This is a genomic window from Paenibacillus montaniterrae (assembly GCF_018403185.1).
GTDB lineage: Bacteria > Bacillota > Bacilli > Paenibacillales > Paenibacillaceae > Pristimantibacillus > Pristimantibacillus montaniterrae.
The window spans coordinates 1-23,045 of sequence record NZ_BOSE01000004.1 but is presented as its reverse complement, the minus strand read 5'-3'; the positions used below and the strand labels follow the sequence as shown (position 1 = coordinate 23,045).

Genomic DNA, 23,045 nt, shown 5'->3' with positions numbered 1-23,045 from the left:
GACTTGTGCCAGTACAGGATCATGACGAGCTGTCTCAGCTTAAGAAATCGTTAGACTCGATCGAGCAAAGACTGATAAAAGTAACGAATGACCTTGAACGTACACAAATTGCCGACTATGTTAATTTGATGAATCGTCCGATGAAGCTGCTTTGGCGCAATTTAATGGCTGGTGTAGCGCGAGGGGTGGGAACAGCTATCGGATGGGTGTTTTTAGCAACATTTGTGCTTTATCTTTTACAGATGCTCGGCGCTTTAAACCTGCCGATTATTGGAGATTATATTGCTGATATCGTACGTATTGTACAAAATCAATTGGATGTGGATCGTTAAACAAGCTTGCAGCAGCGATAAGCAAATGCGAAAGAAGCTAAAGCTAAGACGCTAAATGCTAAAGATGCTCAAGCTCCTGATCACCTTCGTTATTGTTAAGATAGCGCTGGTAGGCATTATTTCTTACTATATATACATGATTGCCAGTAATATCTGTAGCGATAAAGCTTTCCATAGGCTCGCAAAATCCTTCCATTTCATCGACAAGCTCCTCGGCAAACTCGGTGTCCAGCATCGAAATCGCTTCATCATAGGATGAGTTGCCATACTGCAGCACAGATTGCACGGCATCTTCACCGTCAAAGCCATTGCTTTCGCGGTCATCCATATTTAATTGCTCCATTGCAATTGGTACATATTCGTATGAGGCTTCACTCGCTTCGATATGTGGGGCATGCTGCTTGCAGGTTGCTGCTTCCGGAATGGCTTCCAGCCGCTCTAGTGGGATGGGCTGATTGCACACGTTGCAAACGCCATAAACGCCATCCTCTATGCGCTGGATCGCATCATCTAGACGCGAAAGCTTCCGCTGCTGTGCACGATAAAAGGCGATATCCTTTTCCTGCTCATACATTTCAGTCGCCTGATCTGCGAAATGGTTGTCGATTTTCGCCAGCTCGGAGGACAAATTGAGGTCGCCGCTCATTTGCTTCGTATCGGAATTATGCTCGAGCTGCTCGATTACTTGCGCTCGTTCCTTTTGCAGCTTCATTTTAAAATGCTGAAGCTGCTCTGTATTTAAATGAGATTGCATACGTTAGATCACCTCAGTTCATAAATGCGTGCAAGTTATTGTGTGTCAGAATGCGGGTTTATAGTAGAGAAAAGCTTGGTTAAGCTGGTCTTTGCAGGCAGTAAAGCTAGAATATGAATGCTTGATGTGCTACACTAAAAATTGTGCAGCTTGCTTGGTCGGGCTGCAGCCTATGCTTCAGCTGTACTTTTCATGTACGAAGAAGTATAACGTCGCACTTACCATGAAAAGTTTTAGGAGTGAAACCATGATTATGAGAATTGTTTTTTTTCTAATTGCCATCGCAGCCTTTGTTCTTGATTACATAACGAAGCGATGGATCGTAAACAACATGAAAATTAATGAACAATTTAGCGTTATTGGCGATTTCTTTCTCATTACATCGCATCGCAACCGTGGTGCAGCCTTTGGCATCTTACAGGAGCAGCGTGTATTTTTTATTATCATCACAATTGTCATTCTCGTCGGTATTTTATGGTATGCGCATATTATGAGGGAAAAAGGCTCAAAAACCTTGCTCGTCGGCTTGGCGCTTGTACTGGGCGGAGCACTCGGCAATTTTATTGATCGTGTGCGCTTTGGCGAAGTCGTCGATTTTTTCAAGTTCAATTTTGGCAGCTATACGTTTCCGATTTTCAATATCGCGGATTCCGCAATTGTCATCGGCGTAGGGCTAATATTACTTGATACATTGCTTGAAGTTAGGCGGGAAAAGAAAGGTCAGGTTACAGTAAAGCATGAAGAATGATCAACAGCAATATGAAGAAGAGGTAACGGTTGAAGAAGATGTAATAGCTATCGAGGCAAAGGAAGAGCATCAAGGCTTGCGCATCGACAAATTTATCCCTGATGAGCTGCAGGACGCGGCAATTTCGCGTACGCAGGTTCAGCAGTGGATTAAAGATGGGCATGTGCTCGTCAATAATCAGACAGTTAAAAGCAACTACAAGCTGGCGGCTGGTGATGTTGTTGCCATCAGCATCCCTGAAGCCGAGGAGCTTGAAATAGCAGCCGAGCCGATTCCACTTCATGTCATTTATGAAGACAGCGATGTGATCGTAGTCAATAAGCCGCGCGGCATGGTCGTTCATCCGGCGCCAGGGCATTCCTCAGGCACTTTAGTTAATGCGTTAATGCACCATTGCCAGGATCTATCCGGAATTAACGGCGTGCTCCGCCCCGGTATCGTTCATCGCATCGACCGTGATACGACCGGCCTGCTAATGGTCGCAAAAAACGATCTCGCTCATATCTCGCTTGCCGAGCAGCTTAAAGAGCATTCCGTGACGAGACGCTATATAGCGCTAGTTCACGGCAATATCCCGCATGATGAAGGGACGATTGATGCTCCGATCGGTCGTGACCCGAATGATCGCAAGCTGTTTACCGTAACCGATCATAATGCCAAGCAAGCGATCACTCATTTCAAAGTGCTCGAGCGAATCGGCGATGATTTTACGCTGGTGGAGCTGCAGCTGGAGACAGGTCGAACGCATCAAATTCGCGTCCATATGAAATATATCGGCTATCCGTTGGCAGGAGACCCTGTCTACGGTCGCAACAAAACAGTAGCCTTAAACGGACAGGCGCTGCATGCTGGGGTGCTTGGCTTTACACATCCACGTTCAGGCGAGCGGCTGCAGTTTGAAGTGCCGCTGCCCGAAGATTTTGAAAATGTTTTACACAGTCTGCGTACCCGCTAGGGCGTGTATGCAAACTCAGAAGGGAGCAGATTATGCCGAATTTTCGTTCCATGCAAGGCGCTTTTTCGAAGGCGTACCGGGTGTACGTTAAGGAAAGGCAACGCAGCAGGGGGCGAAAAGGCGGTGTAAGATGCCCCTAAGCGGGTTTGCATACACGCCCTAGGGCGCAGACTTTTTTTATGTTTGCAGATATGTACAAAGATTTGATTAGTTACTGCATTATGTTTTGCTGCCCAGTGCGTTATTCTAATAGATATTAAATTGTCGCGAAAAGGATTGGTGAAATTATGACAGCAGTGAACCAGCATTTTCTTGAGCTGCAGGGCAGCTATTTATTTTCTGAGATCGCAAAACGCAGAACAAAATATATGGAACAAAATCCAAATGCAGATGTAATTAGCCTGGGAATCGGCGACGTGACTCGCGGCTTGCCGCCAGCAGTCATCGAGGCAATGCATAAAGCAGTGGATGAAATGGTTAATGTCGGCACGTTCAAAGGCTATGGGCCAGAGCAAGGCTATACATTTTTAACTGATGCAATTATTGCAGGTGATTACCGCACGCGCGGCATCGAGCTTGGCAATGATGAAGTATTCGTTAGCGACGGCTCCAAATGCGATGTCGGCAATATCCAGGAGATTTTCAGCACAAGCAGTGTGGTAGCAGTGCAGGATCCTGTATATCCGGTATATGTAGATACAAATGTAATGGCTGGTCGTGCAGGAAGCTTTAATAGCGAGCTTGGCCGCTATGAAAAGATTGTTTATCTTGATTGCTCGGCAGAAAATCAATTCAAGCCTAGCCTGCCGACAGAAAAGGTCGACTTGATTTATCTTTGCTATCCCAACAATCCTACAGGCATGACGCTTACGAAGGACGAGCTGAAGGTATGGGTTGACTATGCAATTGAAAATGACTGTATTATTTTGTTTGACTCTGCCTATGAGGCATTCATTACTGAAGAAAATGTGCCGCATAGCATTTATGAAATAGAAGGTGCGCGTCAAGTTGCAATTGAGTTCCGCAGCTTCTCCAAAACAGCTGGCTTTACTGGAATCCGCTGTGCGTATACAGTTGTGCCAAAGGAGCTTAAGGGCAAGGATGCGAATGGCAACCAGGTAAGCATTAACGAGCTGTGGAATCGCCGTCATACAACGAAGTTCAACGGTGTTTCCTACGTAACACAAAAAGGTGCGGCAGCAATTTATTCACCTGAGGGAAGAGCACAAATTCAAGAGCTGGTTCAGTATTATATGACGAATGCAGCTATGATTCGCGACGGACTGCGCGAAATTGGACTGACTGTATTTGGCGGAGTGAATGCTCCATATATTTGGCTGAAAACACCGGAAGGGTTCAATTCCTGGAGCTTCTTTGATCATCTGCTAAGCGAAGCGAATATTGTCGGCACGCCTGGCGTTGGCTTCGGTCAATGTGGAGAAGGCTACTTCCGTTTAACAGCATTCGGCAGCCGCGAAAATACCGAGCGTGCGATTGAGCGTATTAAAAAGCTGAGCATTTAAGCCAGCAGCATCATAAAGGAATGTTCAAATTGTCAGCTTCCACTGACGTTTTGAGCATTCCTTTTTATGTGCAAAAATAGACAAAGAACAGTTGACATTTGGTGTCGAACATGGGATAATCTTTTCGATACAGAAGTACCTTTAAATCAGTCCCGTGAGGCTGGCAAGGTAACGTGAATAATTGGATAAGAAAGAGCTGTCTGGGCTGAATCTCGCCAAGCTGTAAGCTGGTGGGTGTCTGCTCCTGTCTTTCCTGTCTTGATTGTCATAACTCCTTGCGAACTTCGCAAGGAGTTTTTTCGTTACCGAAATAAAATGCAGCAAGCTGAAAAAGAGGTGAGATGCTAATGGCTGAAGGAGAACGTCATATTTTAATGGATGAAGCGGCAATTCGCAGAGCATTGACAAGAATTGCTCATGAGATTGTTGAGAAAAACAAAGGTATCGAGGATTGCATCATCGTTGGCATTCGAACTAGAGGCGTACATCTCGCCAAGCGCATCGCTGAAAAAATTTCCGATATTGAAGGAATCGACGCTCCAGTCTATGATCTCGACATTACAAAATATCGCGATGACCGCAGCGACGATTTTGAGCTGGAAACGGCACAGCAGCCTGGTGATACCGAGCTGAACATCGATGTGAAAAACAAAAAGATCATTCTGTTCGATGATGTGCTTTATACTGGTCGCACGATCCGCGCTGCCATGGACGCGATTATGGACTGCGGCAGGCCGCAAAGCATTCAACTGGCTGTGCTCGTTGATCGCGGACATCGAGAGCTGCCGATTCGACCTGACTATATCGGGAAAAATGTTCCAACCTCCAAGCAAGAGGTTATACAGGTACAACTGTCTGAGGTTGATTTGGTTGATCAGGTGACCATTTCTCATTAAGCCGAACAGCTTCAAGGAAGCTGCGCAACAACTTTCGACTAAGCTGCATTTTCAAAGTACTAACGAAACGTTTTAGGAGGCAACGATATGAGCATTGCAACGATTCAAACAAGAAGCTTGCTTGGTTTGAAGGAGTTAAGTCAGCAGGAAATTCAATCGATACTGGACAGAGCCGCTTATTGGGAGCAGCACCCGAGCAAAACCCATAATCTGCTGAACGGTAAGTTTGTTGCCAATATGTTCTTTGAGAATAGCACGCGGACTAGAACCTCGTTCGAGGTTGCCGAGAAAAGATTGGGTGCAGAAGTCATCAATTTTTCAGCAGCAGCGTCCAGCGTTGAAAAAGGTGAATCCATTTATGATACGGTGCGCACACTTGAATCAATGGGGATTGACGCTGGTGTTATCCGCTTGAAGCCGGTAGGCATGCTCGCAGAAATCGCTGAAAAAATTCAAGTGCCGCTCATTAACGCAGGCGACGGCAATAACGAGCATCCAACACAGGCTTTGCTTGATCTATATACGATGCAAAAGCATTTTGGCACAGTGCAGGGCTTGAAGGTTGCCATTATCGGAGATATATTGCACAGTCGAGTTGCCCGCAGCAATTTATACGCACTGCGCAAATTTGGCGCAAGCGTCGTATTCTGTGCGCCGGACAATATGAGAGCAGCAGAGCTTAATGCTCCTTATGTATCGATGGAGGAAGCGATACAAGCCGATGTGGTGATGATGCTGCGTGTACAGCTTGAGCGCCACGCAACAGGCATGCTGAAATCAGCAGAAAGCTATCGCGCCAGCTACGGCTTGACGGTAGAGCGCGCGCAGCAAATGCAGGAGCATGCGATCATCATGCATCCAGCGCCAGTCAATCGCAATGTTGAAATTGACAGCGAGCTGGTTGAAGCTCCAAACAGCAAAATTTTCCCGCAAATGGCTAACGGTGTGCCAATTCGCATGGCGGTTGTAGAACGTGCGCTAAGCTAATGCTACAAAGTATGATTAAAAAGTTTTAGGAGGATATCAATTATGTCTTTATGGATCTTGAACGGCCAGGTATGGAATGAGGCAAGCGCTCAATTGGAAAGCAAGCATATTCAAGTAAAGGATGGCGTTATTGCAGCGATTGTGGATGGCAGCGAGCAGGTAGCTGCAGAAGGCTGCGAGGTTGTTGATGCGGCTGGCAAGCTAGTATCGGCGGGCTTTATCGATATGCATGTGCATTTGCGCGATCCGGGCTTTACCCATAAGGAAGATATTGTAACAGGTTCTCGCGCTGCTGCGAAAGGCGGCTTTACGACAATTGCTTGTATGCCCAATACCCGCCCTGTGACGGACACTCCTGAAACAGTCAAATATATAATCGACAAAGCTAACGAGGCAGAGCTGGTCAAGGTGCTGCCTTATGCAGCGATTACGAAAAATGAGCTGGGCCGCGAGCTGACTGATTTTGCAGCCTTGAAGGAAGCGGGAGCGATCGGCTTTACCGATGACGGCGTAGGCGTACAAAACGCGCAAATGATGAAGGATGCCATGGCGCTCGCTAAATCGCTGGATATGCCGGTAATCGCACATTGCGAGGATGACTCGCTAGTAAAAGGCGCGTGGGCTTCAGAAGGAGCGTTTTCGCGCAAGCATGGCATTAAAGGCATTCCGAACGAATCCGAAGCGATTCATGTCGGGCGCGATGTGCTGCTGGCTGAAGCAACTGGCGTGCATTATCATGTCTGCCATGTCAGCACGGAGCAATCGGTTCGCTTGATCCGCCTGGCGAAGCAGGTTGGGGTCAAGGTCACCGCAGAGGTATGTCCGCATCACTTGATTTTATCGGATGAGGACATTCCGGGACTTGATGACGCGAATTGGAAAATGAATCCGCCATTGCGCACACCGCGTGATGTAGAAGCAGTGATCGAGGCGCTGGAGGACGGCACAATCGACATGATCGTAACAGATCATGCGCCGCATAGCGCTGAGGAAAAAGCAAAGGGCGTTGATCTGGCGCCGTTCGGCATCGTTGGACTGGAAACAGCTTTCCCGCTGCTCTATACGAAATTTGTTGAGACAGGACGCTGGACGCTAGGCTTTTTGCTTAAGCGTATGACAACTGATCCGGCAAGAGTATTCGGCCTGCAGCAAGGAAGCCTGGAGGTCGGCAAGCCGGCTGACCTGACAGTCGTTGATTTGCAGGAAACAGCGAAGGTAGACCCGAGCACATTTTTATCGAAAAGCACCAACATGCCGTTTGGCGGCTGGGAATTGAAGGGCTGGCCAACAGCGACTATCGTAAACGGCAAAATCGTTTGGACGAAATAGATCAGAACAACTATTGAGGAGTGAAACGCGGATGCAAGCAAGACTATTGTTGGAAGATGGAACGCTATTTACAGGGGTGTCATTTGGCGCAGAAACAGAAAAAATCGGAGAGGTCGTTTTCAACACAGGCATGACAGGCTATCAGGAGCTGCTTTCTGATCCGTCCTACTGTGGACAAATTGTTACGATGACTTATCCACTAATTGGAAACTACGGCATTACGCGCGATGATTTTGAAGCAATTCGCCCGAATCTGTTCGGAATGGCAGTTCGTCGCTATGAGCCGATTCCAAGCAACTGGCGTGCTCAATTTTCACTAGGCGAGCTGCTTAAGGAATATGATATTCCTGGCATCGCCGGCATTGATACTCGCATGCTGACTCGTAAAATTCGTCAATTCGGCTCAATGCGCGGTATGCTGACTACTGGAAACGAGCGAGTAGAGGAGCTGCTGGAGCGTCTGCAAGCAGCACCTGTGCCGCATGATCAGGTCGCTCGCACATCAACACCTTTTGTCTATTCAGTACCTGGCAGCAAAGAGCGTATCGTTGTGCTTGACTGCGGCTCGAAAAACGGGATCGTTCATGAGCTTTCCAAGCGCAATTGCGACATTATCGTAGTACCGCACACAACGACTGCTGACGAAATTCGCCGTATTGCTCCAGATGGCATTCAGCTGTCCAACGGCCCTGGAGATCCTAAAGACAATTTGCATGTCGTTGAGACGATTAAGCAATTGCTTGGCGAGTTCCCGATCTTCGGCATTTGCCTTGGACATCAGCTATTCGCGCTGGCATGCGGTGCAGATACAAGCAAGCTGAAATTCGGACATCGCGGCGGCAACCATCCAGTTAAAGAGCTTGAAACGGATCGCTGCTACATTACTTCGCAAAATCACAGCTATGCAGTTACCGAAGAATCGATCGAAGGTACTGATCTGGTTGTTACCCATATCAACAACAACGATAAAACGATCGAAGGCTTGAAGCATAAAACGTATCCGGCGTTCTCGGTGCAATACCACCCAGAGGCTGCGCCAGGTCCTAATGATTCCAGCTACTTGTTCGACCAATTTATTGAATTGATTCGCAAGCATAAGCAAGAAAATCCGCAAAAACCTCGTCAAGCTGTGTTGTCGGAAATGTTGAGAGGAGAACTGAAAAATGCCTAAAAATACAAAGCTTAAAAAGATTCTTGTTATTGGTTCTGGTCCAATTGTTATCGGACAAGCGGCGGAGTTCGACTATGCGGGAACTCAAGCATGTCAAGCGCTGAAAGAAGAAGGCTATGAGGTTGTGCTTATTAACAGCAACCCGGCTACGATTATGACAGATACAAATATGGCTGATAAAGTGTACATCGAGCCTATTACGCTAGATTTTGTTGCCCAAATTATTCGCCAGGAGCGCCCTGACGGCTTGCTGCCAACACTAGGCGGTCAAACTGGCTTGAACATGGCGGTTGAGCTGGCGCGTGCAGGCATTTTGGAGCAGGAAAATGTTCTATTGCTTGGTACTCAGCTTACAGCGATTGAAAAGGCAGAGGACCGCGACTTGTTCCGCGAGCTAATGCGCGAGCTGGAGCAGCCGGTTCCTGAAAGTGATATCGTCACGTCTGTAGAAGAAGCGGTGCAATTCGCCAATACAATCGGCTATCCGATTATCGTTCGTCCGGCTTACACGCTTGGCGGAACAGGCGGCGGTATTTGCGCCAATGAAGAGGAGCTGCGTGAAACTGTTGCTTCCGGTATTCGCTACTCGCCAATCAACCAGTGCCTGATTGAGAAATCAATTGCCGGCATGAAGGAAATCGAATACGAAGTTATGCGCGACGCGAATGACAACTGTATTGTAGTATGTAATATGGAAAACTTTGACCCGGTTGGCGTGCATACAGGCGATTCCATCGTCGTAGCGCCTTCCCAAACATTATCGGACCGCGAGTATCAAATGCTTCGTTCCGCATCGTTGAAAATTATTCGCGCCTTGAATATTGAAGGCGGCTGTAACGTTCAGTTTGCGCTTGATCCGCACAGCTTCCAATACTATGTAATCGAGGTTAATCCGCGCGTATCCCGCTCCTCTGCACTAGCATCCAAAGCAACGGGCTATCCGATTGCAAAAATGGCTGCTAAAATTGCAGTTGGCTATACGCTTGATGAAATCGTCAACCCGGTTACAGGCCAAACCTATGCATGCTTCGAGCCAGCGCTTGACTACATCGTTTCCAAAATTCCTCGCTGGCCGTTCGATAAATTCGTTGATGCCAACCGCAAGCTTGGCACGCAAATGAAAGCGACAGGCGAGGTTATGGCAATTGGCCGCACATTCGAAGAGTCGATTCATAAAGCAGTGCGCTCGCTTGAAATCGGCGTGCATCGCCTGCATCTGAAAGAAGCAGTTGAGCTGTCTGATGAAGTGCTTCGCACTCGCCTGCAAAAGCCGGACGACGAGCGTTTATTCCTTGTAGCTGAAGCGTTCCGCCGCGGCTATGCATTGCAAGACATTCAAGATATTACGAAAATCGACTGGTGGTTCCTTGATAAAATCGAAGGCATCGTTAAATTCGAGGATAAGCTGCGCTCGACTGAAACGTTAAGCGAAGAGCTGCTATATGAAGCAAAACGTCTTGGCTTCTCAGATCGCTCGATTGCTGAGCTGCGTCAAGCAGGCTTCCCTGGTCAAGCTTATACCAATGAACACGATATTCGCGAGTATCGCAAATCGTTGAACATCGTGCCCGTATATAAAATGGTAGATACTTGTGCGGCTGAGTTTGAGGCTGTCACACCTTACTATTACTCAACCTATGAGGTTGAAAACGAAGTAGTGGAAACAAGCAAGCAGAAAATTTTGGTGCTTGGCTCCGGTCCGATTCGTATCGGTCAAGGGATTGAATTCGACTACTCTACCGTTCATGCGGTTTGGGCGATTCAACATGCAGGCTATGAAGCGGTCATTATTAACAACAACCCTGAAACTGTTTCAACTGACTTCAGCACTTCCGATCGCTTGTACTTTGAGCCGCTATTCTTCGAGGACGTGATGAACGTAATCGAGCAGGAGCAGCCAATTGGCGTCATCGTACAATTTGGCGGTCAAACAGCGATCAATCTTGCAGCACCACTTGCAAAAGCAGGCGTGAAAATTCTTGGTTCAAGCCTGGAAAGCATCGATACTGCAGAGGATCGCAAAAAGTTTGAAGCGCTGCTGCGCAGCTTGAATATTGCTCAGCCAGAGGGCAGCACTGTAACCTCCGTCGATGAAGCGGTAGAAACAGCGCAACGTCTTGGCTATCCAGTACTCGTTCGTCCTTCCTATGTACTAGGCGGACGCGCAATGGAGATTGTTTACTCTGATGCAGATCTTCTCAGCTATATGAAGGTAGCCGTTAAAATCAATCCGGAGCATCCGGTGCTGATTGACCGCTACATGCTGGGCAAGGAGGCTGAAGTTGACGCGATTTGCGATGGCGAGACAGTGCTTATTCCGGGAATTATGGAGCATGTTGAGCGCGCGGGTGTTCACTCTGGCGACTCGATTGCCGTATATCCTCCACAATCGCTGTCGGATGATATTAAGCAGCAAATTGTTGACATTACCATTAAAATTTCCAAAGCGTTAAAGGTTGTCGGTCTCGTCAACATTCAGTTTGTTATTCATGAGAATCAAGTATATGTGATTGAGGTAAACCCTCGTTCTTCCCGCACAGTACCGTTCTTAAGCAAGGTAACAAACATTCCGATGGCAAATCTGGCAACGCGCGCAATTTTGAATCAAAGCCTTGCCGAGCTGGGCTATGTGGATGGTCTATGGCAGGAAGATGATCATGTATCCGTTAAGGTTCCTGTATTCTCCTTTGCCAAGCTGCGTCGCGTAGACCCGACATTAACGCCAGAGATGAAATCTACTGGTGAAGTAATGGGCCGTGACGAGCAATTTGCCAAAGCCTTGTACAAAGGCTTGCTGGGTGCAGGTATGAAAATTCCTACTTCTGGCACGATTCTCGTAACAGTTTCCGACAAAGATAAAGCAGAAACGGTTGAGCTAATGCGCGGCTTTGCCAACTGTGGCTACAAGCTGATGGCAACAGGCGGTACTGCAGATGCATTGGAAGCGGCTGGCTTGTACGTGGAGCGCGTCAACAAGCTAAGTGAAGGCACGCCAAATATTCTTGATCATATTCGCGAGGGCCATGCGCAATTTGTCGTCAATACATTGACCAAAGGCAAAACGCCTGAGCGCGACGGCTTCCGCATTCGCCGCGAAGCGGTTGAAAACGGCGTTGTATGTATGACATCGCTGGATACAGTGCGCGCATTGCTGACGATGATGCAGACGATCAACTTCTCATCACGCTCAATGCCTGTATCTCACCAAAAATAAATAACTTCCATCTCGATGCTACTTCACCTTATGTGAGGTAGCATCGAGGACTATATAGCACTATTTTTACTTAAAAGCTTAGGAGGGATCAGATGGTTGCTTTGACAAGAGCAGAGGCAGCCGCTAAGGTGATGGTCGCGCTTGACTATCCAAATGCAGCGGCGGCAGAGCAATTGCTAGAACAAATTAACGGAATTCCATGCTATATCAAGGTTGGCATGCAGCTTTACTATGCAGCAGGTCCGGGCTTCGTTGAAAAGCTGAAGTCGCGCGGCTTTCATATCTTTCTTGATTTGAAAATGCACGATATTCCGAATACGGTGAAAGGCGGCGCGTCAAGCATAGCTGCTTTGGGCGTCGACATGTTCAACGTGCATGCCGCAGGCGGCAAAGCGATGATGGAGGCGGCGATGGAAGGCGTGTCTCTTGCTGGCAGCTCTGACAATCGACCGACCGTTATAGCTGTAACGCAGCTGACAAGCACAAGTCAGCTTGTGATGAATGAGGAAATTGGCATTCCGGGAACAGTTGAGGATACCGTCATTCATTATGCGCGTCTTGCGAAGCAAGCCGGGCTGGATGGTGTGGTAGCTTCTCCCTCCGAAGTCGTTGCGATTAAGGCTGCTTGCGGCAGCTCGTTCCAAACAGTAACACCGGGCATCCGTCCGGCAGGCGCGGCGCTCAATGATCAAACGAGAATTATGACGCCTGGCGAGGCGCTGCGGCAGGGCACTGATTTTATGGTCATCGGTCGTCCGATTACTTCAGCACCTGATCCGCGTCAAGCATTAGAATCTATAATAGAGGAGCTGGTTTCGCATGAGTAATGCAGCATTGGAGCAATTGGCAAAGGATATTGCCGCATCATTATTGGAAATTGAGGCGGTAGCGCTTCGTCCGAACGAGCCTTTTACATGGACATCTGGCATACAGTCGCCGATTTATTGTGACAACCGCTTGACGATGGCATATCCGGCAATTCGTGAAAAGGTTGCTGAAGGCTTTGCTACACTAATTAAACAGCTTTATCCTGAAGCTGAAGTGATTGCAGGCACATCAACAGCAGGCATTCCGCATGCAGCGTGGGTAGCGCAAAAGCTGAACCTGCCGATGGCATATATTCGCGATAAAGCAAAAGGCCATGGCAAACAAAATCAAATCGAAGGGCGTGTAGCACCGGGGCAAAAGGTCGTTGTTATTGAGGACCTCATTTCAACGGGCGGCAGCTCGCTAAAGGCAGCATTGGCTGTGCGTGAGGCTGGAGCAGAGCCGCTTGCGGTTCTGGCAATTTTCACTTATCAGTTCCAATCTGCAATTGACGCTTTTGCTGAAGCAGGCATTCCGCTTTACACGCTTTCCAATTACACAAGCTTGATCGAGCAAGCAGCAGCTGCTGGCAAAATCGCACAAACTGATATTGCCGAGCTTCAGGCTTGGCGCGCTAACCCGCAAGCATACCGAAAATAAAAAGCCTCACGGTGTTTTCAACTGCAGGCAAGCGACAGCTATTATATTGAAATCCATCGAAAGGCTATTGACTTCGTACGTGCTGCGGAGTAATAGCCTTTGGCTATTTTGACTATGTTATAAGGCCAAAAGGAAATATTTACAGAAAAATAGATTTTGCTGTAACCTTTTGTAATGCTGCAACGTCTGAAAGATAGACTAAGTACGGGGAGTGTCGTGAAATCAGATGAGTAGAGAAAATGAAGTACATAACGATGCCGCTAGCAACGCTCCTTTATTAGAAGTAAAAGATATGGAGCGAAGCTTTCAAGTCGGCAGCAAACAGCTTCACGTATTAAAAGGTATTAATATGGTTGTCAAAAAACAGCAGCTGGTTATGCTTAAGGGACGTTCAGGCTCAGGCAAAACGACCTTGCTCAACAGTCTTGGCGGTCTCGATACGCCGAGCAAAGGCGAAATTTCTTTCAATGGCAAGCCATTCAGCACGTTAAGCGATAAGGAGAGGACGAAAACCCGATGCAAGCAAATGGGGTTTATTTTCCAGGCCTTTGCGCTTATGCCGCTTTTGTCTGCCTATGAAAATGTTGAATTGTCGTTGCGAATGGCCAATAAGCCTAAAAAAGAGTGGAAGGATCGCGTTGAGGAATGCTTGACGCTCGTCGGTTTGGAAAAGCGGATGCACCATCGGCCTTTCGAGTTGTCAGGCGGTGAGCAGCAGCGCGTTGCGATTGCCAAAGCGATCGCCCATCGGCCTATTTTGCTGCTTGCCGATGAGCCGACTGCAGAGTTGGATACGGCTATGTCAGCACAAGTTATGGCATTATTTCAAAGCATTATTCGCAATGAGCAAATTTCGATTTGCATGACGACACATGATCCTACAATTTTGGAGGTTGCTGACCATGTCTATGAAATGGTTGACGGAAAGTTTATTTCGTAAAACAAGTATTGTATGCATTGCCGCAGCGGTAATGCTTAGCGGCTGCAGCTTGCTGCCGGATGAGAAGGAAGAAGAGGTTTTGCCGGAAATCAAGCCGCCGCAAATATCGCAAAGACCCGAGTATGAGGTAACAACTAAAAATTTAGTAACAACGGTACCAGTGATGGGTAAAGTAATTTCTCTTGAAGAAGAGACCGTTTATTTTACGACAGGCGACCATAATGTGAAGGAAGTTTATGTCAAAACGGGCGATGAGGTTCAAGCTGGCGATCCAATCGCGACCTTGGATATGAGCGAAATGGAAAAGACGCTGCGCATGGAGAAGCTGGCATTTCAACGCGATGAGCTTGCGATGAAGGAGCTGCTGCGCACGCGCGATGAGATGGACCAATCTGATTTTGAGCAGCAGCGCATCGCGTTTGAAGAAAAACGGCAAAAGCTGGCGGATATGGAGGAGGAAATTTCCAAGTCGACCATTACAGCGCCGTTTTCCGGAACAATCGTTTCCTTGTCGGTGAAAAAGGGAGATTTGGTCAAAGCGTATGCACCAGTAGCGATAATCGCCAATACCGATTTGCTTGTCCCAGCCTCCAAGCTCACCAAAACCGAGCAGGAGAAAATTGCAGTCGGCATGGAAGCTGAAGTTACAATTAGCAATGGCGGTACAATTAAAGGCACCGTTAAGCAGCTGCCAGTTCAATCCAGTGAATCGTCTGGCAATGGCGGTGGTGCAGGCGGTGGAGGCGCAGGGAATAACGCTGCTGACATTGAGCGCGTTGAGGACTTTATGATCATTGAAGTGGACGAGATGCCGGAGGGAGCAACACGCGGTATTCCTGCTTCCATCAAAGTGATTACGAAGCGTACTGAAAATGCGATTGTCATTCCTCCATCAACGCTTCGCAGTATCGGAAATCGTACGTATGTTCAAGTCGTCGATGAAAATGGCAAGCGTGAGGTAGATGTAGAGGTTGGACAGCAAACAGCTACAGATGTTGAAATATTAAATGGGCTAGAGCCTGGACAGAAAGTAGTAGGTCGATAACCGATGAGGTTGCCGTTCTTTCGCTTTATTTTCCGCAAAATGTGGAATACTCGTTGGCTCACGTTAAGTACGCTTGCTGGACTTATCGTTGCTGTCGCATTTGCCACCAGTATTCCAATGTATGCGGACGGAGCTTTAAAGCGAGTTATAGCCAAGCAGCTTGAGAATGACAGCGTTGATTCGCCTGCCGGCTCCTTGCTGATGAGGTACCAAGGCGTAGGGTCTTCGCCTACCAACCTTGAAGGTTTGCGGGCAGTTGAGCAATATATTCAACAAGAGCTGCCTGGAACAATAGGCTTCGATCATTTAACCTTTGTCCAGCAATACGGCATTCGCAGCAGCAATGTCATACCAACCGATACGTCGAAGATTGATGCGAGCCGTTCCAGAACATTAACGATTCAAAGCATGAGCGGTCTGCAGGAAAAAAATGAACTGGTACAGGGACAGTGGTATAAAGATACTGTTGACCAGAGCGGCGTAATCGAAGCGGTAATGCTGGAGGAAGGCATGTTCCGCAACGATGTGCATGTTGGCGATATTTATCAGTATCGAATCGGCAGCAGCTCGCAATCTGTCATGGTGAAAATCGTTGGCGCAATTACGCCTAATGATATGACGGATTCGTATTGGATGCTTGGACTTGAAAGCAATTTTGCAACCTTGTTCGTATCTGAAAAGGTAATGAACGATTATTTGCTCGAGCAGAAAAAAATTGCATTGCAAAATGCAGCCTGGTATTATAACTTCGATCTTTCGCAAATTAAGAGCAGTCAAATTAATCCTCTAGCTTCTACTTTAAGCAGACTGGATATTGAGCTGTACCAGCTGTTAAAGGATACGAGAGTAGAGAAATCATTTGCAGATACACTGGATGAATTCCGCAAGCAAAGCACGCAGCTGCAATCCTTGCTGTTCACGCTCGCCGCGCCAATGCTGGCGATGGTATTCTACTTCATTACGATGAATGCCAAGCAAGCGTTAGACAAGCAACGAAGTGATATTGCGGTGCTTCGCAGCCGCGGTGCCGGTACAAGGCAAATCGTATGGATGTACATTATTGAAAGCTTGATGCTCGGCGCAGTCGCGCTTATTCTCGGGCCGATGCTCGGCTGGTTTATGTCAAAGAGCATTGGCTCCGCCGATGGCTTCCTGTCGTTCGTTAATCGGAAGTCCATTTCAATCGGCTTTTCGGTTGAAACGATTATTGCAGGCGTTGTAGCGGTGTTTATCGCGATGCTGGCGACAATTATTCCTGCCATTCAATATGCAAGAGCATCCATTGTCAGCTACAAACAAGATTTAGCCCGTTCGGACAAAAAGCCATTTTGGCAAAAATGGTATCTCGATGTCCTGCTTGTGCTTGTAGCTGCCTATGGCTGGTACTTGTTCAATGAGCGGCAGCTGCTGACGATGAACACTGGGCTTGGTGCTGATGAAATGCAAGTCCAGCCATTTCTGTTCTTCGTGCCAGCGATTGCGATATTTGCAATTGGGCTAGTATGCTTGCGTGTATTTCCTTGGATATTGTCATTTTTCAAATGGCTTGGCAAAAAATATTTGCCAGTATCGCTGTATTTAACACTAACGCAGCTGTCACGTTCATCCAAGGGCTACTATCCTTTGATGACGCTGCTTATTTTAACAATTGGTCTTGGTGTCTATAACGCTTCGGCGGCACGTACCATTGATTTGAACTCCACTGAGCAAACCTTGTACCAATACGGTGCAGATGTCGTCATTCAAACCGTATGGGATGGCATTCCGGAGAAAACACCTCAGCAGCCTGGCGGCGGTAACGGAGGCAATGGCAACGGAGGCGGTCAGGGCGGTGGCAACGGAGGCGGTCCTGGTGGCGGCAATGGTGGCAACGGAGGCGGCCAAGGCGGTGGTAACGGAGGCGGCCCAGGTGGAGGCAATGGTGGCAACGGAGGCGGCAATCAACCGCCAGCCAAAGTTTTGTTCACCGAGCCACCATTTGAAGTGTTCCGCGAAAGCCCTGGGGTATTGGCTGCCGCGCGAGTGCTGCAGACGGAGCATAACATTGTAGTCTCTGGAAAAACGGTAGGCAAAGGCACCATAATGGGGATAGATAATAAAGATTTCTTTAATGTTGCCTGGTTTGGCGATGATTTGTATCCTGTCAATCCCGCTTATTATTTGTCTTATTTGGGCGACTATGAGCATGGTGCAATTGTTCCGCAAAATATTGCAGACAAATACCAGCTTAAAGTTGGCGACTATATTTCTGTCAGCTTTACAGACGGTACGGTCGAGTTTTCCGTGGTCGGATTCGTGCCTTATTGGCCAAGTCTGTATCCGGATGAAGAGCCGTTCCTAATTGCAAACCTTGATTACATTTATGATCAGTTGCCATTAATGCCATACGAGGTATGGCTGAAGATGGAGCCAGAGGCTATGACTACTCCTGTCGTTGAGAAGCTGGCCGCTGCCAATATGGAAATTGCCAGCGTCAAGGATGTGCGCAATGAGCTGCTTGTCCAGTCGAAGCTGCCTACTCGCGGCGGTGTATTCGGGATTTTGAGCTTGGGCTTCCTCGTTACCGTTGCGATCACGCTGGCGGGATACTTGCTCTATTGGTTCTTCAATTTGTCGGGCCGCGTTGTGCAATTTGGTGTATTGCGGGCGATGGGCTTGTCAAAGTTCCAGTTAACGAGCATGCTTTTGCTTGAGCAATTATTTACAGCTGGTTTGGCGATCGGACTAGGCTTTGGCATCGGCAAGCTGGTCAGCTATATTTTCTTACCATTCTTGCAGGCGACGGATTCGGCAGCCAAAATGGTGCCGCCATTCAGAGTCGTGTTCCAGTCCAGCGATACGAACCAATTGATCGCTGTCGTTACAGTTATGATTGTAATTGGTGCAGGAGTGCTGTTCCTGCATATTCGCAGGCTGAAAGTGCATCAAGCGGTTAAGATGGGAGAGGAGCGGTAACTCATGATACATTGTGAAGGACTTGTTAAAATTTACAAAACAGACGATCTTGAGGTTGTCGCGCTGCAAGGACTTAATCTTACCGTTGAGCAAGGCGAGCTAATGGCGATTATCGGAAACAGTGGTAGCGGTAAATCAACGCTGCTCAATACGCTGGGAGGGCTTGATCGCCCTTCCGCTGGTCAAGTTAAAGTTGGCAAATGGGATTTGCTGAAAATGACGGATGAGCAGCTTGTAGAGTATAAGCGCGATACGGTTGGTTTTATTTGGCAAAATAATGCGCGAAACTTGCTGCCTTATTTGACGGCTTTGGAAAATGTTGAAATGCCGATGATGCTGTCAGGCAAGCTTGATCGCGCATATGCCAAGCAGCTGCTTGAATGGGTTGGCTTGGGCCATCGCATGAACAACAAGCTGCATCAGCTGTCCGGGGGTGAGCAGCAGCGGGTTGCTATCGCGATTTCACTTTCCAACAAACCACAGCTGCTGCTGGCGGATGAGCCTACCGGCTCTGTTGATACTGCGACTTCGGATATGATCATGAACATTTTCCGCAAAATGAACAAGGAGCTTGGCGTAACGATTGTTATCGTAACGCATGATATGGAGCTTGCAAGCCAGGTTGATCGCGTTGTAGCGATTAGAGATGGTTTGACCAGTACCGAGTTCGTCAAGCATAATCCTGACCTTGCTGCGCACCGTGACGGCTTTGTATCCTTCGCCTCTCGCGATCAGGCAGCGCATGTCGCGTACGTGGTGGTTGACCGCGTAGGCAGGCTGCAGGTGCCTAAAGAGTACTTGAAGGCGATGAACATTAAGGATAAGGTGCTCATGGAATTTGATGGGGAGAAAATTACGATTACTTCTCCTCAGTCTCTTGCAAAGGCAGAAGCCGCTGAGGAAGAGCAGAAGCAGGAAGCAGCGGTTGAGGAAGTAAAGGAAGCAGTAGAAGCAGAAAAGCACTAAAAATGTGCCCAGCATGCGGCTAAACCGTTGCTGGGCATATTTGTTAGCATAATATACTCTCTGTTCGTATGAACCAATGTAAAATGGGTACGCTATTCGTTAGATTAATGGAGGTGTACACGATGTGGGTTTATTGGATAAGGCTGTACGAATCAAAGTTTCAAGCAAGCTGTGTCCTGCAGCGCATGGAGCATGATTATTGGATGTACGGTATGGAATGTCCGAGGGAAATCGAAATTTATAAATCTAATCGCGGCAGATATGGCGTAAGATTTATGCCAGAACGCCGCTAAACCATCGTGCTAAGGGCTTCGATCTTATTAAAAAAGCTAGGGAAAGAAAATGTTGTCAAAAAATGCTTGACGGCATATATCAATTTATAGTATATTAATTTATGTCGCCATTGCGAGTAGCTGATTTTAAGGCAGCGCAATGAACCAATATTTTGGTATGTGTTTCAAGTTGTTTGTACGAATAATGACGCGGGGTGGAGCAGTTCGGCAGCTCGTCGGGCTCATAACCCGAAGGTCACAGGTTCAAATCCTGTCCCCGCAACCAAAACTCCAAACTCTAGCTATAATGAAATTATTCATTATTTGATCGAGGGCCCTTAGCTCAGTTGGTTAGAGCAGTCGGCTCATAACCGATTGGTCGGGGGTTCGAGTCCCTCAGGGCCCACCATTAATTCCATATAGCATTTAACTTTTGCCGGGGTGGCGGAACTGGCAGACGCACAGGACTTAAAATCCTGCGGTAGGTGACTACCGTACCGGTTCGATTCCGGTCCTCGGCACCATTTAAGTAAGATACTGATTCAAGCTTGTACGAATACATACGATCGATCATATGCAGAAATTCATACATGCCGGGGTGGCGGAACTGGCAGACGCACAGGACTTAAAATCCTGCGGTAGGTGACTACCGTACCGGTTCGATTCCGGTCCTCGGCACCAGTTAATTTGATAGTATGTAATAGATTCAGAGAATAAACAAGATTCTCGAATGAGTATATAAGCTGAAAGATGAAATGGCTATTGCTCGCTATAGGACGGTAACTCAGCGGGAGAGTGCTACCTTGACAGGGTAGAAGTCGCGGGTTCGATCCCCGCCCGTCCTACCATATAACGAATGTTCAAAACCCTTGTATATCAAGGGTTTTTCTTGTTTTTGCTAAGAAGAATTAAAACCCTTAATTAGGAGCTGATTTTGAGCTTGGGGACGGATTGGGGACGGACTGGGGGCGAGGGGCAAACTTGTCAAACTTCTCTGCTGTATCACGGCTGACCTTCTTCGTAACATGCGCATAGATGTTGGCCGTAGTTTGATACTTGGAATGCCCTAGGCGCTTCTGTATGGCTTTCATCGACGCTCCAGCTTCAATTAATAGGGTTGCGGAACTGTGGCGTAAATCGTGCAGCCTAATCCGTTTTAAGTTGTGTCGCTTAACAAATTTTGCCCACCAACCTGTAGGGGAGTTATGATGTAAAGGTTTGCCCCGCCCTGCGTGAAATACGTAGGTTCTTTCGTTACCTATCCATTCGCCTGCCACAATCGCTTTCTTCCTCTGCAGCTCCCATTCCCGTAAATGTATATCTAACTCATTCATGTACCAGTCTGGCATTTCAATGATTCGCTTCGAGCTCTTTGATTTAGGTCCTTTTTCAATTGCTTTCGATTTCTTTGTTTGCGATATGCTTTTTTTAATCGAGACCGTCATATTTTCAAAATCCACATCTGACCATTCAAGACCGACTAATTCTCCTCGTCGGCAGCCTCCGATTATAGCGCCTAGAATAAGCAACCGCCAATATCGAGGCTCCAGATATAAAGCAGCTATAACTTCCTTTGCTTCAACCTCGTCGTAAAACTCAACTTCTTTCTGTTCGACTTTTGGCTTCTTCACGCCGGTCACCGGATTAGACGGAATGAGTTGCCATTCGGTAGCCCTGGTAAGAACATTCTTTAAGACTCGATAGATGTACTGAATGGTGCCGGCAGCGAGTGTTTTTCCTCTGCCGTCTTTTCGAGCACCTGGCTTGCTGAGATTGTTTACAAACGTAACAATATGCAGTGTTTTAATCTCAGATAAATATTTGCTCTCAAACGCGGGGTAGATATGGTTTTCTAAATGGCTACAATAGGTATCATATGTGAGCGGAGCTAAATTATCCTCGTGAGATGCGTATTTCGGTTTCCACTCGTTCTCCACAAACTCCTTAAACGTCATCTTATCCACTTGGATATACTCTCCAGACAATACTCGGCGCTTAAAGTCTGATAGCTGATCGTCCAGGTAATCCCTTAAGCCTCGACTAGCGTCTTTATATCCTGTGCATTTCTCGGACATTTTCATCAACGACGGATCATCAATCTCTATCGTTACGCTAGGCCGGTTTCTTTTATTGTCCGTTTGAATGCCCAGATCCACGCGAAGCCTCCACTTATAGACGCCACGCTTTTCGATACTTCCCCTCATGTAAATCACCCTTTCAGAACATATGTTCGGTTTAATGTATATAATAAACAGCCTTGCGGCTGGAAAGCGCAAGATTACAATTTTATAATGGACAACGGCTCGAAGTAGATCATGTAACCTTGATACATGGTATGTATGCCGTATTTACGCTGATAATGCTCAATCGACTCTTGCAAGAACTCTTCCGTTATCTCTAAGTATTCTGCTACAGCATACCTGCCTTCGACGCCTGCTTGTCCAGCTTGAATAATGCGGTCAAGCGGGATCAAGCGTTCATATGCCCAGGCTCGTCCAAGACGTTCCTTCTTTCGGTTCTCAAGCTTGCTCTGATCGGCGAAGTCTCCAACGGCGGTATGGTAGTGTCCGATTTCCTCAGCAAGAATGCAGGCTTTTTCTTTAGAAGTCTGAATGTTTTTATTGATTGCGATAATGTTATTTTTGATTAGTCCTTTAGCTCGTGATCGCAAGCATGCTTCATAAATGTACAAACCCTGTTGCTCAGCTTGGATCAATAGGTTCTCGTACCCCATTGATTCACACCCTTATTGGTTCGTTCGTTTTTTATGCAGTTTTTCTAGTTCTTCTAAGTCTTGCAACATAAGCTCTTGCTGCTCTTCTGAATAATCATCACTGTGCGCTGCAATCAGATCAATTTTCGGTTCGGTACAACGTTTATACTGAGCTTCAAGAGTTGTATCAACAGTGTATCTCCCAATGTCATCTAATTTGCGGTATTTATCGAGCATAATTTGTTCATGTTTTGTTATTGCGGGAGATATACTCTCAGCGTTAGAATCCCAGCCCATCAAATATGCTGGTGTTGTCTGGAGTATCTCGCTTAAAGGTTCTAGTATGTCTATAGGAAGCTTGTCGATGTCACCGCCTTCGTATCGGAAAACAGTGGACCTGTTAACATTTAATTTTTCTGCTACGTAGTCAGCCGAGAAACCAAGTTCTTTTCTCCTTGCCCTCATTCTTTCTCCAGTCGTCAATTTCATTACCTCCTTATGATCTCATGTTAATATAAATGATGCAAAAATGCAACATATTTATATGCGTTTTTGCGACTTATCTATTGACTTATATAACTTAAAGGGTTAATATTGAAACAACAAGTCGCGTTAGTGCGACAATTGTAAACGGAGCTTACTTGGAGGTGATAGTTTGAAAGAATGCTAAAGTAACTGCTGAGAAAAAAGTGGGCATAACAAAATAAGCCTACTAAAAGTGGCTTTTAAAAAATTTTCGTTATATGGAGGTTCACATTTTAATGGGCATGTGGGGTAT

The 23,045-nt window shown here is 47.1% G+C and carries 20 protein-coding genes and 5 tRNA genes; 21 read left to right on the top strand and 4 right to left on the bottom strand.

What is annotated here, in order from left to right:
• Positions 1-5: 5 nt before the first annotated feature.
• A complete protein-coding gene (locus tag KJS52_RS11695) occupies positions 6-332 on the top strand; it encodes a DUF5665 domain-containing protein (protein ID WP_213515235.1) in 327 nt (108 codons plus the stop codon).
• Between the two features lie 58 nt (positions 333-390).
• Here KJS52_RS11695 and KJS52_RS11690 read toward each other — a convergent pair whose 3' ends face one another.
• Positions 391-1,086 (bottom strand): TraR/DksA C4-type zinc finger protein, encoded by a 696-nt coding sequence (locus KJS52_RS11690; protein ID WP_213515233.1) that lies wholly within the window; start codon positions 1,084-1,086, stop codon positions 391-393.
• Positions 1,087-1,339: 253 nt separating this feature from the next.
• On the opposite strand from KJS52_RS11690, the gene lspA reads away from it, so the two are divergent.
• The 20 genes from lspA (at position 1,340) to KJS52_RS11590 (ending at position 20,402) form a co-directional block, all read left to right on the top strand.
• Positions 1,340-1,834 carry a signal peptidase II gene (lspA, locus tag KJS52_RS11685; protein WP_246563536.1) on the top strand — a complete coding sequence of 165 codons (495 nt, stop codon included), beginning with the start codon at positions 1,340-1,342 and terminating at the stop codon, positions 1,832-1,834.
• A complete protein-coding gene (locus KJS52_RS11680; protein WP_213515231.1) occupies positions 1,824-2,789 on the top strand; it encodes an RluA family pseudouridine synthase in 966 nt (321 codons plus the stop codon). The genes lspA and KJS52_RS11680 overlap by 11 nt, the downstream gene beginning before the upstream one ends.
• 287 nt (positions 2,790-3,076) lie before the next feature.
• Entirely contained in the window at positions 3,077-4,312 is a 1,236-nt protein-coding gene (locus tag KJS52_RS11675) for an LL-diaminopimelate aminotransferase (RefSeq protein WP_213515229.1), read from the top strand.
• Between the two features lie 347 nt (positions 4,313-4,659).
• Entirely contained in the window at positions 4,660-5,208 is a 549-nt protein-coding gene (pyrR, locus tag KJS52_RS11670) for a bifunctional pyr operon transcriptional regulator/uracil phosphoribosyltransferase PyrR (protein ID WP_213515227.1), read from the top strand.
• 87 nt (positions 5,209-5,295) lie between these two features.
• Positions 5,296-6,195 carry an aspartate carbamoyltransferase catalytic subunit gene (locus KJS52_RS11665; protein WP_213515225.1) on the top strand — a complete coding sequence of 300 codons (900 nt, stop codon included), beginning with the start codon at positions 5,296-5,298 and terminating at the stop codon, positions 6,193-6,195.
• A 42-nt stretch (positions 6,196-6,237) separates the two neighbouring features.
• Positions 6,238-7,524 carry a dihydroorotase gene (pyrC, locus tag KJS52_RS11660; protein ID WP_213515223.1) on the top strand — a complete coding sequence of 429 codons (1,287 nt, stop codon included), beginning with the start codon at positions 6,238-6,240 and terminating at the stop codon, positions 7,522-7,524.
• A gap of 31 nt (positions 7,525-7,555) precedes the next feature.
• The gene (gene carA / locus KJS52_RS11655) at positions 7,556-8,695 is read left to right on the top strand and encodes a glutamine-hydrolyzing carbamoyl-phosphate synthase small subunit (protein WP_213515221.1); all 1,140 of its coding nucleotides are present in this window, start codon (positions 7,556-7,558) and stop codon (positions 8,693-8,695) included.
• The gene (gene carB, locus KJS52_RS11650) at positions 8,688-11,909 is read left to right on the top strand and encodes a carbamoyl-phosphate synthase large subunit (RefSeq protein WP_213515219.1); all 3,222 of its coding nucleotides are present in this window, start codon (positions 8,688-8,690) and stop codon (positions 11,907-11,909) included. Before carA ends, carB begins: the two co-directional genes overlap by 8 nt.
• 92 nt (positions 11,910-12,001) lie before the next feature.
• On the top strand, positions 12,002-12,736 hold the full coding sequence (pyrF, locus tag KJS52_RS11645) for an orotidine-5'-phosphate decarboxylase (protein WP_213515217.1): 735 nt from the start codon (positions 12,002-12,004) through the stop codon (positions 12,734-12,736).
• Positions 12,729-13,376 carry an orotate phosphoribosyltransferase gene (gene pyrE / locus KJS52_RS11640; RefSeq protein ID WP_281425589.1) on the top strand — a complete coding sequence of 216 codons (648 nt, stop codon included), beginning with the start codon at positions 12,729-12,731 and terminating at the stop codon, positions 13,374-13,376. The genes pyrF and pyrE overlap by 8 nt, the downstream gene beginning before the upstream one ends.
• Positions 13,377-13,602: 226 nt before the next feature.
• Positions 13,603-14,316: an ABC transporter ATP-binding protein gene (locus KJS52_RS11635; RefSeq protein WP_213515216.1), complete on the top strand. Its 714-nt coding sequence runs from the start codon at positions 13,603-13,605 to the stop codon at positions 14,314-14,316.
• Positions 14,279-15,361, top strand: a complete 1,083-nt coding sequence (locus tag KJS52_RS11630; RefSeq protein WP_213515214.1) for an efflux RND transporter periplasmic adaptor subunit — start codon at positions 14,279-14,281, stop codon at positions 15,359-15,361. Before KJS52_RS11635 ends, KJS52_RS11630 begins: the two co-directional genes overlap by 38 nt.
• Before the next feature lie 3 nt (positions 15,362-15,364).
• Positions 15,365-18,316, top strand: a complete 2,952-nt coding sequence (locus tag KJS52_RS11625; RefSeq protein WP_213515212.1) for an ABC transporter permease — start codon at positions 15,365-15,367, stop codon at positions 18,314-18,316.
• A 3-nt stretch (positions 18,317-18,319) separates the two neighbouring features.
• The gene (locus KJS52_RS11620; RefSeq protein ID WP_213515210.1) at positions 18,320-19,282 is read left to right on the top strand and encodes an ABC transporter ATP-binding protein; all 963 of its coding nucleotides are present in this window, start codon (positions 18,320-18,322) and stop codon (positions 19,280-19,282) included.
• Between the two features lie 122 nt (positions 19,283-19,404).
• A complete protein-coding gene (locus KJS52_RS11615) occupies positions 19,405-19,575 on the top strand; it encodes a hypothetical protein (RefSeq protein ID WP_213515208.1) in 171 nt (56 codons plus the stop codon).
• A 188-nt stretch (positions 19,576-19,763) separates the two neighbouring features.
• A tRNA-Met gene (locus KJS52_RS11610) sits at positions 19,764-19,840 on the top strand.
• Between the two features lie 46 nt (positions 19,841-19,886).
• A tRNA-Ile gene (locus KJS52_RS11605) sits at positions 19,887-19,963 on the top strand.
• 26 nt (positions 19,964-19,989) lie between these two features.
• A tRNA-Leu gene (locus KJS52_RS11600) sits at positions 19,990-20,078 on the top strand.
• A 68-nt stretch (positions 20,079-20,146) separates the two neighbouring features.
• Positions 20,147-20,235 (top strand) — tRNA-Leu (locus tag KJS52_RS11595).
• Between the two features lie 92 nt (positions 20,236-20,327).
• Positions 20,328-20,402: transfer RNA gene (locus KJS52_RS11590), tRNA-Val, on the top strand.
• Between the two features lie 69 nt (positions 20,403-20,471).
• On the opposite strand, the gene KJS52_RS11585 is transcribed toward KJS52_RS11590, so the two are convergent.
• From KJS52_RS11585 to KJS52_RS11575, 3 genes are all read right to left on the bottom strand, one after another.
• Complete coding sequence (locus KJS52_RS11585; RefSeq protein WP_246563465.1) at positions 20,472-21,710, bottom strand: tyrosine-type recombinase/integrase; 1,239 nt, start codon at positions 21,708-21,710, stop codon at positions 20,472-20,474.
• A gap of 122 nt (positions 21,711-21,832) precedes the next feature.
• Positions 21,833-22,288 carry an ImmA/IrrE family metallo-endopeptidase gene (locus KJS52_RS11580; RefSeq protein WP_213515204.1) on the bottom strand — a complete coding sequence of 152 codons (456 nt, stop codon included), beginning with the start codon at positions 22,286-22,288 and terminating at the stop codon, positions 21,833-21,835.
• 12 nt (positions 22,289-22,300) lie between these two features.
• Positions 22,301-22,750 (bottom strand): helix-turn-helix domain-containing protein, encoded by a 450-nt coding sequence (locus KJS52_RS11575; protein ID WP_213515202.1) that lies wholly within the window; start codon positions 22,748-22,750, stop codon positions 22,301-22,303.
• Positions 22,751-23,045: the final 295 nt, after the last annotated feature.